8 protein-coding genes and 1 riboswitch are annotated in these 16,206 nt (G+C 47.3%); of the genes, 5 read left to right on the top strand and 3 right to left on the bottom strand.

All coding sequences use genetic code 11. The features are described from left to right. Positions 1 to 110: 110 nt before the first annotated feature. Together serA and ygfZ are read left to right on the top strand one after the other, a co-directional pair. Complete coding sequence (gene serA / locus CKQ84_RS12350; RefSeq protein ID WP_105251515.1) at positions 111 to 1,340, top strand: phosphoglycerate dehydrogenase; 1,230 nt, start codon at positions 111 to 113, stop codon at positions 1,338 to 1,340. 154 nt (positions 1,341 to 1,494) lie between these two features. Further along, positions 1,495 to 2,457 (top strand): tRNA-modifying protein YgfZ, encoded by a 963-nt coding sequence (ygfZ, locus tag CKQ84_RS12345; RefSeq protein ID WP_105251514.1) that lies wholly within the window; start codon positions 1,495 to 1,497, stop codon positions 2,455 to 2,457. An 88-nt stretch (positions 2,458 to 2,545) separates the two neighbouring features. Here the strand turns inward: ygfZ and CKQ84_RS12340 are convergent, their stop codons facing one another. The 3 genes from CKQ84_RS12340 to CKQ84_RS12330 all read right to left on the bottom strand — a co-directional run bounded on the left by CKQ84_RS12340 (position 2,546) and on the right by CKQ84_RS12330 (position 10,424). Next, positions 2,546 to 3,562: a two-component system response regulator gene (locus tag CKQ84_RS12340; protein WP_028759378.1), complete on the bottom strand. Its 1,017-nt coding sequence runs from the start codon at positions 3,560 to 3,562 to the stop codon at positions 2,546 to 2,548. 48 nt (positions 3,563 to 3,610) lie between these two features. Beyond that, a complete protein-coding gene (locus CKQ84_RS12335) occupies positions 3,611 to 8,935 on the bottom strand; it encodes a PAS domain S-box protein (protein WP_105251513.1) in 5,325 nt (1,774 codons plus the stop codon). 130 nt (positions 8,936 to 9,065) lie between these two features. Then, positions 9,066 to 10,424, bottom strand: coding sequence for a sodium:alanine symporter family protein (locus tag CKQ84_RS12330; protein WP_105251512.1), 1,359 nt, complete (start codon positions 10,422 to 10,424; stop codon positions 9,066 to 9,068). A 250-nt stretch (positions 10,425 to 10,674) separates the two neighbouring features. Beyond that, positions 10,675 to 10,804, bottom strand: a riboswitch (glycine riboswitch). Between the two features lie 447 nt (positions 10,805 to 11,251). On the opposite strand from CKQ84_RS12330, the gene CKQ84_RS12325 reads away from it, so the two are divergent. Genes CKQ84_RS12325 through CKQ84_RS12315 form a run of 3 tightly spaced genes read left to right on the top strand, consistent with a single transcriptional unit; the run spans position 11,252 to position 15,808 of the window. Continuing rightward, on the top strand, positions 11,252 to 11,926 hold the full coding sequence (locus tag CKQ84_RS12325; protein WP_105251511.1) for an ABC transporter ATP-binding protein: 675 nt from the start codon (positions 11,252 to 11,254) through the stop codon (positions 11,924 to 11,926). After that, positions 11,916 to 14,585 carry an FtsX-like permease family protein gene (locus CKQ84_RS12320; RefSeq protein WP_105251510.1) on the top strand — a complete coding sequence of 890 codons (2,670 nt, stop codon included), beginning with the start codon at positions 11,916 to 11,918 and terminating at the stop codon, positions 14,583 to 14,585. The genes CKQ84_RS12325 and CKQ84_RS12320 overlap by 11 nt, the downstream gene beginning before the upstream one ends. Continuing rightward, on the top strand, positions 14,585 to 15,808 hold the full coding sequence (locus tag CKQ84_RS12315; RefSeq protein WP_173913178.1) for a lipocalin-like domain-containing protein: 1,224 nt from the start codon (positions 14,585 to 14,587) through the stop codon (positions 15,806 to 15,808). Before CKQ84_RS12320 ends, CKQ84_RS12315 begins: the two co-directional genes overlap by 1 nt. Positions 15,809 to 16,206: the final 398 nt, after the last annotated feature.

Genomic DNA, 16,206 nt, shown 5'->3' with positions numbered 1-16,206 from the left:
ACTTTAGCCATCTAGCCCTCCACACTGAGTAAAAAAAGTGCTACTTTGGTGGGTGAAGGTTGTGAGCATATCATAAGAAACATTTCTATTAATTAGAGGGTACCCATATCATGGCGAAACATTCGCTGGACAAGGATAAGATCAAGATCCTGCTGTTGGAAGGCGTCCACCAATCTGCGGTCGATGTATTTGAACGTGCGGGATACACCAATATCGAATACCACAAAGCTTCCTTAAGCGATGAAGCCTTACTTGAGTCCATTAAAGATGCGCATTTTGTGGGACTTCGTTCGCGTACCCAATTAACTGCAGAGGTGCTGAAACGTGCCGAGAAGTTAATCGCGATAGGATGTTTCTGTATTGGAACCAACCAAGTTGACCTTGCCACCGCCGAATCCCTTGGTATCCCAGTATTTAACGCTCCCTTCTCAAACACTCGCAGTGTTGCAGAACTCGTAATTGGCGAAATCATTATGTTGATGCGGGGTATCCCTGAGCGCAACGCTATAGCTCACCGTGGCGGCTGGATGAAAACCGCAGCGGGCAGCTATGAAGTGCGTGGTAAAACCTTAGGTGTGATTGGTTACGGCCATATTGGTACTCAACTTGGCATTCTGGCGGAAACCTTAGGTATGCGTGTCGTGTTCTTCGATATCGAAGACAAACTGCCACTAGGTAACGCACAACAAGTCCATTCGTTAGAACTCCTATTAGCACAAGCTGATGTAGTTAGCTTACATGTCCCTGAAACTCCACAAACAAAAGACATGATAGGCGCTGCCGAGTTTGCGGCGATGAAAAAGGGCAGCATCTTTATCAACGCATCACGCGGTACTGTAGTCGATATTGAAGCTTTAACCGTTGCGTTAAAAGAACGTCACCTCGCAGGTGCCGCAATCGATGTGTTCCCCGTTGAACCACAATCGAATGACGATGAATTTATCAGCCCTCTACGCGGTTTAGACAATGTTCTACTCACGCCGCATGTCGGCGGTAGCACGGCCGAAGCCCAAGAAAACATTGGTATCGAAGTCGCGGGTAAGCTCGCTAAATACTCAGACAACGGCTCAACCGTTTCTGCGGTTAACTTCCCTGAAGTGTCATTACCAACGCATAAAGGCACCTCGCGCTTGCTGCATATTCACCAAAACCGTCCGGGCGTGTTGATCAAGATCAACCAAGCCTTCTCGGAAAAAGGCATCAACATCGCCGCCCAATATTTGCAGACCACCGCAGAAATTGGTTATGTCGTGATGGAAGTCGACACAACTCAAGCGGAAGAAGCCTTAGTTGAACTCAAAGCCATTGAAGGTACATTGCGTACCCGCGTGCTGTTTTAAACTTTAAACTCCACTCGCTTTAAGCCTATCGACTAAAGCACACATAATAAGGCGCACAGATCATTCACAGATATGTGCGCCTTATGCTTTTGAGCCAACTGGAATTCCGTTACAATCTAGCCTCTCACATCGTCTTCATTTTCAGGATCTCGCTATGACTATTTCAGTTTCTACGCCCCATTGGGATCTGGACGCTACCTTGCCTCCACTTATGCTTGCCAACTTATCTCATTTGGGCCTCATCAAAGTCGTTGGAGAACAAGGCCGCAGTTTTATCCATGGCCAAGTGACCACAGACATCAGCTCATTGGCCACGGATCAATGGCGCTGGGGCGCCCATTGCGATCCTAAAGGTAAAATGCTGGCCAGTTTCAGAACCTTTGCCATTCAAGATGCACTCTTTATGTTGATGCCAAAGGATGCCATCGAAGTCGATTTACCCCAGTTACAAAAATATGCCGTGTTTAGTAAAGCCACCTTAAGCAATGCATCCGCTGAGTGGACTCTGCTCGGGGTTGCCGGTGAACAGGCAAGCCAATTCGTGAACAAACATTTTGGTGACATTCAGCAAGAGCTCACACTCATTGAAAATGGTGCGATTTTAAAAGACGCTGAACGTTTTATTTTAGTATTAACACCAGATGCCGCAGCAGCTTTAGTTGCGCAATCGGAACTGAGTGTATTTGACGCCAGTGCATGGCAAGCGTTAGAGATTGCAGCAGGTTACCCCAACCTTGCCGCCAGCCATGCCAGTCAGTACGTACCGCAGATGTGTAATCTACAAGCGGTTAACGGTATCAGCTTCAATAAGGGCTGTTACATGGGACAAGAAACCATAGCGCGCATGAAATATCGCGGTGGTAATAAACGCGCCCTGTATATTTTGCGCGGTCACACTAGTCTTCAAATCACCCTAGCATCAGGCCTCGAAATCGCGATGGAAGACAGTTTTCGCCGTGGCGGTCAAATCATTGAGTTTGTACAGCGTGGCAATCAAGTCTTGTTAACCGCCGTACTTCCTAATGACACGCCTAATGATACTCAGCTGCGTTTTGCCGACGATGAACAATCACATTTAACGATCCAAGCCCTGCCCTACTCATTAGATGAAGCGTAATACTTTGATTTAATATGATTAGTATAAAATATTGAAGCAGAATAAAGGCGCCAATGGCGCCTTTATCTTAGTCAATGCACTTCGAGCATCAATTTTCTAAATAAGTATCTCGAATGGCAATTGCTTCTGGCAGGATTTGCTTGAACTCCTCCACCAGCTTAGGATCGAAATGTTTTCCCGCTTGATTTTCAAATAACTCCATAGTTGCTTCAATCGTCCAAGCCTGCTTGTAAGGCCGTTGCGAAGTCAGCGCATCGAACACATCCGCAATCGCGGTGATACGCCCTTCAAGGGGAATTTCTTCGCCTACCAAGCCATTGGGGTAACCTGAACCATCCCACTTCTCATGGTGAGTTAAGGCGATACGACGGGCCATTTGCAATAACGGATCGCTATGTTCACCAATAATTTCTGCACCTATGGCGGCGTGCTGCTGCATAATTTCCCATTCCTGCGCATCAAGTTTCCCTGGCTTTTTCAGCACAGCATCGGGCGTACCGATTTTACCAATATCGTGCATAGGCGCCGCATTAAAAATCAAGTCACAAAAGGTTGTCGGTAAGCCGAGCTTTATCGCTAATATGCGGGCGTAATGGCTCATGCGCACAACATGTAGACCCGTCTCGTTGTCCTTGTATTCAGCAGCACGGCCAAGACGACGGATAATCTCGAAACGGGTTTCTTCTAATTCGTGGGTACGAACTTTAACTTGTTGTTCGAGTAGACGTTTTTGATCATAGAGCGCAAGATGCGTTTTAACCCGCGCTTTAACGACAGGCGCACTGACAGGCTTAGTAATGTAATCCACCGCGCCCAATGCAAAACCTTGGGCTTCATCAGCAATTTCAGATAAGGCGGTCACGAAGATCACCGGAATATGGCTGGTCAGCGGCTCTTGCTTTAGCAGCTTGCAGACTTCATAGCCATTCATACCAGGCATCATGACATCGAGAAGAATCAAGTCAGGCCGCGACTTTGTCACTAACGCTAATGCCCTTGGCCCATCGATCGCCACTTTGACTTTGTAATCATCACCTAGAATACCGATCAAAATATCGATATTCTCAGGTGTGTCATCGACGACTAATATTGTTGCTTTTTCCATTAACAACTCCACTCAATGTCACGCATTATAAATTCGCGCTACCGCTTTCTATCCTAACTGTGTAATCACATCGTCAATTAAGTCGATTGCCTCATCAAACTGATACTGGTTAATCATAGATAAAGCGGGGCTTAATGTTTGCCACATTGCACTACTCACCTTCGGCTTTAACGCATCAATTTTTGCCACAGCACTGGCATCGGCTTCATCTAGATTCTGACGTAAGACCCGTAATGCGGCTCTCAAGTCCTCATCTGATAGCAAGTCCACCGCTTGAGGCTCGGCTTGATTCACTATCACAGGCTTAGCCTGTTCAATCGCATCGCAGATAGAGGCCACTAGCGGTTGAATTTGAACTAACTCATCTTCATAGGGCGCTTTCTCTGTTAAATGCAACTCAAGCAAACGCGCTAATTCCACCAATTTTGCCGAACTTAAATTGCCCGCTAAGCCTTTAAGAGTGTGGGCGATACGCACGGCATCTTCGACTTGATTCGCCGCGATGGCTTTGCGAACCTGCTCCACGACATTACGTTGACTGCTCACGAAACGATCAAAGATTCGTTGATAAAGACGCGTCGAATGCTGCACCAGTTGCAAACCTCTATCGATATCCAGCTCAGGGTGTTCTGGCCACTTGAGCAATACCGTTTGATCAGCGCCATTGCTGACTTCACCCTGTGCGCTGGACGAAGTTAACTGAGTTGAGGCTTCCGCCCTTATCGCAGCAGAAATTCCAGAAGATCCGAGGTATTTCAATAGGGTTTGATAGAGCACATTCACTTCTATGGGCTTGGCAATATGGTCATTCATCCCAGCCCGAAGACACATATCTCTATCACCAGCCATCGCATTCGCAGTCATAGCGACGACAGGTAAATTTGCCAACTCAGGCCTTTTCCTTATCGCTTTAGTGGCTTGATAACCATCCATCACCGGCATTTGGCAGTCCATTAACACTAGATCGAAATGCTGTTGGGATAGCTTATCTAAGGCGATTTGGCCATTGGTCGCTATGGATAAAATAATCCCCACTTGCTCTAAAAACTCGCTGGCGACTTCAAGGTTCATCTCGTTATCTTCCACTAATAAGATACGCTTCCCTTGAAGTGGTAATAATAACTGCGGCGCCAGCTCTTCAGTGCGGCGTCTCACTGGTAATATGCCTTCACGGCCAATCGCATTCATTATGCCATCGAGCATGCGTGAGGCGCTGATGGGTTTACTTATGTACCCCGCCAGTGCTAATTGCTCAATTTGAGTGATAAATTCATGATTAGCATGAGCGGATACCATCAAGATCTTAGGCTGAGACTTAGCCTGTAGTTGGATCTGACGGGCGGTTTCTAACCCGTCCATACTGGGCATTTTCCAATCGATTAATGCCACTTCATAGGTCTGCAGTAAACAGCGGCTTATTGCTTCTTCACCTGAACGAACCGTATCGACTCTAAAGCCCATACTTTCGAGCGTTGTACGCATTATGTCCCTAGCGGTCGCGTTATCATCTACCACCAGCACAGACATGCCCTCAAGCTCTTGCTCAAGCACTAATTTTTGGCCCTCGGAAATTTGTAACTTCACAGTGAAATAGAAGGTGCTGCCATGACCAAATTGACTTTCGACACCAATATTGCCCCCCATGAGTTCAACGAGTTGCTTGCAAATAGCCAAGCCTAAGCCTGTACCACCGTATTTACGGGTGGTTGAAGTATCCGCTTGGGTAAAGGATTTAAATAATTTTGCTTGCTGCTGCTCAGTTAAGCCTATGCCGCTATCACGCACACTAAAACGCAGCACGACATCATCATCTTGCTGTTCAACAAGATTTAACGACAGTAATACTTCACCCCGCTCGGTGAATTTAATGGCGTTATTCATCAAGTTAATCAACACTTGACCTAAGCGTAGCGAATCACCATATAAATAACGCGGCACGTTAGGGGCGACTGCAAATAACAATTCAATCTGCTTGTGGGCGGCTTTCTCAGAGAACATATCGCTGAGATCTTCTAGCATAGTATCGAGCTGAAATGGCACTGAATCTATGTCGAGCTTACCCGCTTCGATCTTAGAGAAATCCAGAATGTCATTGATAATAGACAGTAAAGACTGCGATGCCCGCTCAATCTTCTCCACATAGTTTTTCTGTTTTTTATCTAATTCGGTCTGTAAGCACAGCTGGGACATGCCGATAATGGCATTCATTGGGGTGCGTATTTCGTGGGACATATTCGCCAAGAAGTCACCCTTGGCTTTACTGGCAGCATCGGCTTGCTCTTTGGCAAGTAACAGTTCATCGGAGAGCAATTTAAGCTCTGTCATATCGACCATGCTGATCACAGCAGATTCAAATTGTCCTTGGGCATCTAACAATGCCGACACATTGACCGTCATCCATAAAGGCGCACCGGAAGGACGAATAAAGCTTCTCTCGCCACGATAATGGTCAATTTTGCCACCGACCAATTCCTTAAATTGCGCCTTGGCGATATGCTTATCTTGCGCGCTAAGGACCTCAAAAATTGCGGTATTGCGTAAACTCTCCCGTGACCGCGCCATATCGGCACAGAATTGGTCATTACAATCTAAGATAACGCCTTTAACATCCACATTGACGATACCAATGGTCGCACCATCGAACAGAGCCTTAAAGTGCGCTTCACTGAGGGCTAACTCTTGTTCTATGCTCTTGCGTTGGGTAATGTCCATTACATACCCATTCCAAGTAATAGCGCCATCCTCCTCTATATGGCCGCTCGCACCCGCTTCCATCCAACGTATGCCGCCATTGGGATGGCGATAACGAAACTCGCGGATCCATTGAAACCTATCTTCACTCTTACCTGAAAGTGCCCGCACGACGTCCGGCCTTTCGTCATCAAAAATCCGCTCAGCGATGATGTCAAAATTACTAATAAGATCATCACGATGTAGCCCCAGCATTTTCATTGCCGCACCAGAGAGAAAGGTAAATCTGCGATCAGTAGGCGAGTGCCACAACAATTGGTACACGGTACAAGGAATAGACTCTGTAATATTGGTCAATTGCAGGCGCGAAGCCTCCAACTGCCTTATAGCAAGCTTACTCTCTGTGATGTCATCAATACTGCCATCGAACCAAAGTGGAACGCCCTCTTCGGTATAACTTGCCTTACCTTTCTCATGTACCCAGCGAATACTGCCATCGCGGTGGCGAATACGATATTCCACTTCAAAGGTTTCTTGCTGCGCGAGTGCCCTATCAATATGCAAATGACATGTAGGCCGATCCTCTTCTAAAATCAGCGAAGCAAAAGTACGTTGGCGATTTTCAATAAACTGACTCGCTGCATAACCCGTAATCTCAGCAATATTGTCACTGATATATTCCATGAACCATACATCAGCGATACGAGTCCGATAAACGGCGCCGGGAATATTAGTCACTAAGCCACGAAAACGCTGTTCGCTATCACGGATCTTCTGCTCAACGGCCAGTTTTTGTGTCATATCGCGTATTGAAGCCGCCACTTGCCTTTGTCCATCAAAGGCAGGGGGAAGAATACTCAGCGCTATTTCCGCAATAAATTCATTACCATCGGCTTTTAACGCCCGTACATGACGGGCATTTGCCATGCCTCTATCGCGGCCTTCGCGCAGGAATGTTTGCCGCTCAAGTACATGCCCGTTTCCTAACTCTTGCGGCAATAACGCCTCAACCTGCAAACCCAGCATAGCGCCCGTTTCGTATCCAAAGAGCTGCTGACAGCGACTGTTAGTAAAGACGATTTTCCCAAGTTCGTCGACAATGAGCATGGCCTCGGGAGCGGCTTCTAGTACGGCATTTGACCAAACTGCCGCTGAAAACTGCTCAGTAACATCGGTAAATAACATCTCCACCGACATTAACTCACCCGTATCTGATAATAACGGCTGCATAAACACATCGAGCCTTCTTAAATGCCCTTTTTCATCCAGCATTTCCACTTGGTGCGAAGGCACATTTTGGCCCTTTAAGGCCAAATCGGTATATTCCCAGTTCTTCTCATTGAGGGGATTAGCCGAGAAGAGCCTTTGATATTTGCGCTTGAGCAAATCAGGGGTAATCCCCAACACCTTAGTTACCCCCTCACTAACCTGGGCGAGTTGACCATTGGGTTCGAGGGAACAGTAGAAAGACTTTTCACTCATGCCATCAATTAGGCGCGCAAAGCGATTACCGCGGGAATCAAGAATGGCTTGTTCACGTTCTGCGAGTAATTCCGCCATTTGATTGAAGGTAGTACTCAGCGTCACAATTTCACTCACGGCACCTTTAGGTACAATGAGCTGCTGAGCTTTACCCTGTCCAAAGGACAAGATACCCGACTCGAGTAGCTCTAGCGGCCGAGTTAACCGTTTCGCCGCGAGATAACAGGTCAGCAATAATAAGAGGGTTAATAAACTTAAATTGAGGATGATGGATGCTAGATCATCAAGCAGGGAGTTGAATAAATCTTGTTCTGGCGCTAATACAATCACACGCCACTTTAATTGCGGTACAGTCGCAATACTCGCAAGATAAACAACATCTTGGTTATCAACAAACCTTGTTTGACCATCAAGCCTTTTATCCTGTAGCGTCCAAAAATCGGCATTTTTATTCTTATCGAGCCACTGGGCTGAAGTCGTTGCCAGCACTTTTTCTTTATCTATATGATAAATAAGCCGCCCTTGGTCGTCTAAAACCACCAGACGATTTGGTGCAATCCCCAATTGTTTTGGCAATCCATCTAAGGCTAAATCAACCGTCGCAACCCCAAAATAATTACCTACCGCACCAAAAGGAGCCGAATAGGTCAACATCAGAATATTCCCAGCCCCCTCATCAAAATATGCCTTTGACCAATAACCGTTCGCTTGATTGATAGCCTTGCTCCACCAATCCCAAGTACCATCGGTATAGTCGTAGCCTTCAGCGCCAATATCGAGATAATGGAGATCGTCGCTGCCACTGGTGTCGCGGTAAACATAGGGGGAAAAGAGCTTTCGATTGGGGAAGGTATTAGGTTTAAACGCGACTGCGGAGCCAAAAAAATCAGGGTTACGTTTGACTCGATTCATCAAGACACTTTTAACACTCTCAGTGTCATTCATGTCTTCTTTACTTGACAAAAAACCAATAAAATCAGCAAGACCTTGGGTGTTGGCCTGCGCATGCTCGAGCAGAAACTGCAGACGAGAAGCTGAATGACTCGCCTCTTGTGTCAGGCTATGGTAAAGCCGATTCTCTGTGGAGATATAACTAAACCAAGCGTTTACACCATAGACACTCGCCATAATTAAAATGAGAGGCAAGGCTATGTGGGATAAAATTCTACTGCGAAAAGTACGAAGTTTACTTTTTTCCATGGTGTCGCCCTAAAGCCCTCGATTTTATAAGCACTGCATTTAAAAATAGCACTTATAAAGTAAACGAAGAATTTAGTGGCGACAATGTCAAAGTTAAAATAATGTGAAGTAATTTATTGTTTTAAAAACACTAATAAGCCGTCTCTAAGGTTTGATTAGGTAAGATACGAGCAAAATAGCTTTGGGTTTCGGCGATAATGATATGCCTCAAGCCCACAATGGCGATCAAGTTAGGGATAGCCATCAAACCATTAACCGTATCGGCCAACAACCAAATCACATCCAGTTTGATAAAAGCACCACCCGCAATCAGTACCAAAAACACCACTTGATACATGCGTAATCCGCGCTCACCGACTAAGTAATACCAACAGCGTTCACCATAATAATGCCAGCCCAAAATCGTTGTAAACGCAAAACACACTAGCGCAATCGTCACCAAATACTGACCCACAAGCGCTGAGCCTCCCAGAGCAAAAGCAGCACTCGTCATCGCAGCACCCGCAGTTTCACCACTCCATACTCCTGTGATGATCAGCACTAAGCCCGTCATAGTACAAATAATGATGGTATCGAAGAAGGTGCCCGTCATGCTGACCAAACCTTGCTCAACGGGTTCATTGGTCTTAGCGGCAGCGGCGGCAATGGGTGCACTACCTAATCCAGATTCGTTCGAGAACACACCGCGGGCAATACCGATTTGAATCGCCTGCGCGACTGTCGCCCCTAAAAAGCCCCCCGCAGCTGAGAGTGGCGTAAAGGCAGATTCAATCACTAAAGCTAAGGCGGGTAAGATCTGCTCGGAAAAACCGACTAAGATCCACACGCAGGCCAGCACATAACCAATCGACATCGCAGGCACAAGTTTTTGCGCCACATTTGAAATGCGCTTTACGCCACCCAAAGTGACTGCGGCAACTAACACAGTCAACACGGTCGCGGTCAACCAAGTCGGCACTTCAAAGGCAATCGTCAGTGCATCGCTGATGGCGTTAACCTGTGCAAAAGTACCGATACCGAAAAAGGCCACACCAACCCCAAAAAGAGCGAACAATTTCGCCATCCAAGGCAGACCAAGGCCGCGCTCGATATAATACATAGGGCCACCCGCAATCTGCCCACGAGCATCGGTGGTACGGTACTTTACCGCCAACATACATTCAGCATATTTAGTCGCCATGCCGAAAAATGCCGCCAGCCACATCCAAAATAACGCCCCTGGCCCGCCCATTTTTATCGCCGTCGCCACGCCAACAATATTACCGGTACCGATAGTGGCGGACAGCGCCGTACAAAGCGCGGCAAAGGAAGATAAATCCCCATGACCTTTGGCGGGTTTAAACAACAATCCCATCGCCATCGGCAGACGAAATACTTGGATAAGCTTGAGACGCACAGTGAGGTAAACCCCTGTACCCACCAGCAAACAAAGGGTAATTGGGCCCCAGACGATGCCATTAATACTGGCAAGTAAAGCTTGAAAACTCATGATATTCCTCGAATATTAAACAACAAAATTAATAAACGGAGGAGGAAAAGAAATGGCTGTGACGCGCCGCAGTCGGACGCTATAGCGAACTATTTTGACCTAATCTCGGCCGAGAATCGCCTAAGCTGAACGCTAAAAGCGTAGCAAGCGAGAGCTCTACACGAGTGCTTTCAATAAGAGCAAAAGTGCTCCATCTCAAGCAAAAGAGTAAAAATAGCCCACGACGACAAACGACAGGGACTGTGCAGTCATCCTCTCCTCTGTCCTTTTGCCTGAGCGTTTCGCGTCACAGGTTATACAATAACACCACGACACTTTCGCCTTCGGCGCCACCTGATTGCACAATGAGTGCAACTGGTAGTCTCTCCAGAGGCTCGTCCAGTAACAGTCCACGCCTATCGGCACCTGAAAGAGTGCTTTGTTTTTATAAGAAGACTCGCTTCTGTAAAACCAAAGTTGCCTCGTCGGTGTGGGGTCAATTCCCCACTCTCCTGCTACCTTCATCCGAACGGATTGCTAGATTGAGATTTACTCCCAAGCTAACAGGACGCACAGAATGCAACAAATGCGGCGTCAGCTCAAGCCGTTTGCTCACAGTTCGCGGAGGATTTAATCCAGTTGACTATTTTTACACCAAATGACGATTTATGTTTTGTTACCCAGTGGATGATCCTATTACAAGAAAAATCAGTATCTATCTGAATAGAAAATGCTTTATCTTGAACATAAAATGGCAATGCTAAATTGCGGCCACTAAGTAAGTTGCCGCCGCAGTTTGAAACACGGCTTACCACACCCGCCGCCAATGGATATAAAGGAGTTGCTCAATGGCCGACGTCGCTAAGCTTAACCAAGTCACCAAAGGCTTTCGTGATGGTGAGCAATATCATCAAGTACTGCAAGCGGTTAATCTACAGATCCACAGAGGTGAAACCGTGGCGCTTACAGGTCCCAGCGGCAGCGGCAAAAGCACCTTACTCAACCTGATCGCCGGTTTTGAAATGCCAGACTCGGGTGAAATCTTGCTAGAACAAGCATCCACCTCAACTTGGCAAGATAAAGAGTGGAGCCGTTTCAGACGTAATTCCTTAGGTGTCGTGTTTCAGCAATTTAACTTACTCACGCCACTCAACGTGAAAGACAATATCGCCTTCTCCTTAAGTTTAACCGCGCAGCCATGGTCGCCTTGGTGTGACTATCTGGTTGAAAAACTTGGGCTGATGCCATTACTTCATCGCCAAGTTGAAGCCCTGTCAGGCGGTCAACAACAGCGTGTCGCCATCGCCCGCGCCTTAGCCCATAAACCGACCTTGCTACTGGCCGACGAACCTACGGGTAACTTAGATGATGTGTCAGGCAAACAAGTGATGGCACTACTGTGTGAACTGGCACGGGAAAGCCAAACTAGTATCTTGATGGTCACCCACAGCGAAGAATGCGCCGCCTTCATGCAAAAACGTTGGCATTTATCCCAAGGTGCAGTCGCTATCTATGAACAATAAACTGCTCACTAAGGCGACTCCCACAGAACTTAAGCAAACAGAACTTAAACAGGCTGGGCTTAAGCAAACAAGGCTAAAGTTAACTTGGCTGAGGCTGACGTGGCTCAGCCTAAAGGTTTTTATCGCCCATTATCGCCATTCGCCTATACAAGCAGGTGCCATTCTGCTCGGTATCGCCTTAGCTGTGACTCTGCTCATTGGAGTCAAGGCAACCAACGACAATGCCGTGCGCAGCTATAGCGAGGCGACTGAGTTACTGAGTCAACGCGCCGATGTGCTACTCACGCCGCCCCTTGGACAAAACACTTTAGATGAATCTGTCTATTTCGCCTTGAGACTAGCCGGATTAAGTCAGAGTCTCGCCGTCGTAAGTGGCAAAATCTCCAGTAAAAACGGTCAGTTCTGGCAACTGGAAGGCAGCGATTTGATCGCTGCATTAACACTACAAAAATCGAGAAGTAACGCCTCGACCGACACACCATCAGCTACCTCGCCACAGATGAATGACTTACCGCTTGCCGATCTCCTCAGCGGCGCAGCCACAGTAATCATGAGCCGCAGCCTAGCTCCCAAAGTGGCACCCGACGGTAAACTTGTTTTAGAAAATAGCACCTTAGATGTCATTGCAATTGATGACAGTTTTGGTCTCGGCAGCGCCATCTTGGCCGATATGTCCCTCGCCCAGCGATTACTAAACATGCAAGGCAGATTGAGCTATATCGCCATGTTCAGTGAGCGAGAAAACCTACCTAAACTAAAATCCCAACTCGACACTCTTGGCATTACGCCGCAAAAGGCCAGCTTTAGCCAGCAGGATCAAGGCCAAGCCTTGATTGCGCTGACCCGCAGTTTTCACCTTAATCTTAATGCCATGAGCATGTTAGCCTTCGTTGTCGGCCTCTTTATCGCCTATAACGGTGTGCGCTACAGCCTAATGAAACGGCAAAAACTGTTAGTGCAGTTATTGCAACAGGGAATAGAGCGCAGCGCCTTGATGACGGCACTGATGTTCGAATTAATTTTGTTAGTTGTCATAGGTTCAAGTCTGGGCTTTATCAGTGGTTTGCAACTCAGCCACTGGCTGCAACCTATGGTCGCCATGACCTTAGAGCAAATGTATGGCGCCCACTTGCTCCCCGGTATTTGGCAATGGACTTGGCTTTTTGAGGCAATTGTCCTCACCTTAATTGCCGCGCTCGCCGCTTGCTTGCCCTTGTATTTAGATCTTACCCGCCAAGCACTTGCACAAGGGGCGAATCGCTATCAGCAAATGCAGGCACACCGCAAAACCCATAGTATTCAATTTGCCTTAGCCTGTGGCTTATTGACCTTAGCGGCTCTGCTGTTTCCCTTCAGCCAAAGCTATAACATCAGCTTAGTGTTGCTCGGTATCGTCGCTATCGCTATTCCCTTATTGTTGCCACAATTATTGCATTGGGGCGTCAGTGCGTTAATGCCCTTGGCACGTCCTGGATTATGGCAATATCTGCTCGCCGAAACCCGTGAGCTTATTGCACCGCTTTCCCTTGCTATGATGGCGATCTTACTGGCGCTCAGTGCCAATGTGTCGATGAACACCCTCGTTGGAAGCTTCGAACAAACCCTGCGGACTTGGCTAGAAACCCGCTTGCATGCCGATCTCTATATCCGCCCACCGAGCCAGCGTATCGACACGATTCAAACACAATTGATGCACGATCCTAGAGTCAGCGGTCTTTATCAGCAGTGGCAGATTGAAGCCCTGCTTTCACTCCCAGCATCGACGGATAATTCGAGCGAGTTGACGATTCCAATTAGCCTACTCAGCCGCGATGAATTTTCGACTCGGCACACCAGTGCGCTTAAGGAAAGCCTGCCCACATTGTGGCAATCCTACTTTAATGCACCCGTTGTATTGGTGAGCGAACCTCTTGCCATCAAATACCAATTACAGCTTGGTGATACTGTGTCATTGGATGTGCTCGAGAAAACAGGTAACAGCAAAGCCATTATTGGCGGCATTTATTATGACCACGGCAATACCCGAAACGAGGTCATTATCAGCCAGCCACTTTGGCACCGGGCCCAGTTACCTGTACTGCCAGTGAGTTTAGCGGCGAGTTTTCACGGTAAAGAGCAAGGCAGTAGGATAAGTGAAGTGCAGCTTGATCAACTACAAGTCCAACTGGCGACTGAGTTAGGTTTATCCCAAGCGCAAATCTACAGCCAAACTAAGATTAAAACCCAAGCTATCGCTATGTTTAAACGGACTTTTTCGATTACCTTAGTGCTGAATAGTTTAACCTTGATTGTTGCCGCGATTGGCCTCTTTAGTGCCTGCTTAATGTTGACTCAGGCAAGGCAAGCGCCACTGGCACGGCTGTATTCCCTCGGCGTCAGTCGTAATGCACTGCGCGGCATGGTGTTTATGCAGATGCTGATTGTGGTGCTGATCACTTGCCTGCTCGCTATGCCAACGGGCGCGCTATTAGGTTACCTGCTTATTAATAAGATCACCTTGCAAGCCTTTGGCTGGACGATAAAAATGATTTGGGATTGGCAAGCCTATGGCCATGCAATACTGATTGCCTTAACCACCTGCACCTTAGCCGTACTCTTACCGCTGTATTGGCAAACCCGTAAACCACTGGTCGCCAGTCTGCAACAGGAGACACTGTGATGAAAACACTCAATCTAAACAGTATTGCATGGGCAGTGGTTGGGTTAATGCTTATCGGCGGATGCGATAAAACGCCATCGACGCAAAACACTCAGTCCAAATCCATGGCCAATGTGGTGGGGAAAACCTCTACTAATCAAGATGATTTAGCTTTTACGCCTGTTGTTCCCGGCTATAGATTTGAATTTCCGCGGGATCACTTGGCGCACAATGGCTTTCGCCAGGAATGGTGGTATCTGACCGCGAATTTAACGACAGAAACAGGTGAGCAACTCGGCGCTCAGTGGACGCAGTTTAGAGTCGCCCTTAAACCCCCTGCTCCGCAAGAAACAACTCTGCAAACAATCGCTCCACAAACAACAGTTCCGCAAGGAACAGATGTGATAGCTAAAAATGAATCCACGTGGGAGACTCAGCAGCTTTACTTGGCCCACAGCGCATTAACCTCGAGTCAAACTCATCTGACTCACGAAAAGTGGTCGCGCCGCCATAGCGAGTTTGCCGAGGTGAAATTAGATCCTTATCAAATCCGCCTCGATAACTGGCACTGGCAGAGCGAAACCAATGCACTCTTTCCCGCGACCTTAACGGTGGAGAATCCTGATTTTAGCTATCGACTTCAGCTTAATAGCCAAGCGCCACTGCAATACCAAGGCGTTAACGGCTATAGCCTTAAAAGCCGCGACGGCGAAGTAGCCTCTTACTATTACAGCCAACCCTTTATTGAAATTTCAGGTGAAATCAACCGCAATGGCAAAGTGGAGCGAGTCACAGGCCAAGGTTGGCTCGACAGGGAATGGAGCTCGCAATTTCTCACTAAAACGCAACAGGGCTGGGATTGGTTTGCACTTAGGTTAAATGATGGCTCGACGCTGATGTTGTTTCAGTTACGGGATCAGTCTCCGGCAGAGTCCGCAAAGAATGCACCTATCTCGGCATTTTATAGCGCCAGAAGAATGTTTGCCGATGGCACAGGGCGCAACATCAATTCCACTGACAATCCCAATGACATTCAGATGACGCCACTCAAATGGCAACACACAGTCAATGGCGGCTATCCCGTTAGCTGGCAAGTCAAAATCCCCAGCGAAAATATCGATCTCACTATCACCCCGCTCAATCCCAATAGCGCTATGCCATTATCAACGCCCTACTGGGAAGGCCCAGTGCAACTCTCTGGCAGCCATATGGGTACGGGTTATATGGAGCTGACGGGATATTAACGTCTATGCATACTAAACAATGTGAATATAACTAATTATTTCTAAATATGTTCTATCGCAGGATTTCGCAAGCATTCACGTCAACTATTGCTCTTACCCAGAAATTTTATATACACCTGTAATTGGTAAAAAAGTATTGGATTCCCATCTACACACTTGTGCTTCCGTTAATGTTCACGGGTTCCAGATATGCACAATAGTATTCTCCATAAATGTACTCATCACTATGCCCTAGTGACGACAGTGCTAAGCGCTTAAATATCAAACTGGGAGTTAGATCACTCGCAAAACTTTGATCCGGATCGACTATCGCTTTCAATACCTCTTGTGAGGTATACCCACATTTTTTATCAGGTCTAGACTCGCCAGTATCAGCACTCGGTTACCCTCCTTTTTAA

The organism is Shewanella sp. WE21 (genome assembly GCF_002966515.1).
GTDB classification, from domain to species: Bacteria; Pseudomonadota; Gammaproteobacteria; order Enterobacterales; family Shewanellaceae; genus Shewanella; species Shewanella oncorhynchi.
The sequence above is the reverse complement of the archived record's forward strand: the minus strand, read 5'-3'. Positions and strand labels throughout refer to the sequence as shown.

Coding starts and splice junctions, on each gene's coding strand:
- CKQ84_RS12330 (WP_105251512.1), bottom strand. CDS start 10,424: ATGAGTTTTCAAGCTTTACTTGCCAGTATTAATGGCATCGTCTGGGGC.
- serA (WP_105251515.1), top strand. CDS start 111: ATGGCGAAACATTCGCTGGACAAGGATAAGATCAAGATCCTGCTGTTG.
- ygfZ (WP_105251514.1), top strand. CDS start 1,495: ATGACTATTTCAGTTTCTACGCCCCATTGGGATCTGGACGCTACCTTG.
- CKQ84_RS12320 (WP_105251510.1), top strand. CDS start 11,916: ATGAACAATAAACTGCTCACTAAGGCGACTCCCACAGAACTTAAGCAA.
- CKQ84_RS12340 (WP_028759378.1), bottom strand. CDS start 3,562: ATGGAAAAAGCAACAATATTAGTCGTCGATGACACACCTGAGAATATC.
- CKQ84_RS12335 (WP_105251513.1), bottom strand. CDS start 8,935: ATGGAAAAAAGTAAACTTCGTACTTTTCGCAGTAGAATTTTATCCCAC.
- CKQ84_RS12315 (WP_173913178.1), top strand. CDS start 14,585: ATGAAAACACTCAATCTAAACAGTATTGCATGGGCAGTGGTTGGGTTA.
- CKQ84_RS12325 (WP_105251511.1), top strand. CDS start 11,252: ATGGCCGACGTCGCTAAGCTTAACCAAGTCACCAAAGGCTTTCGTGAT.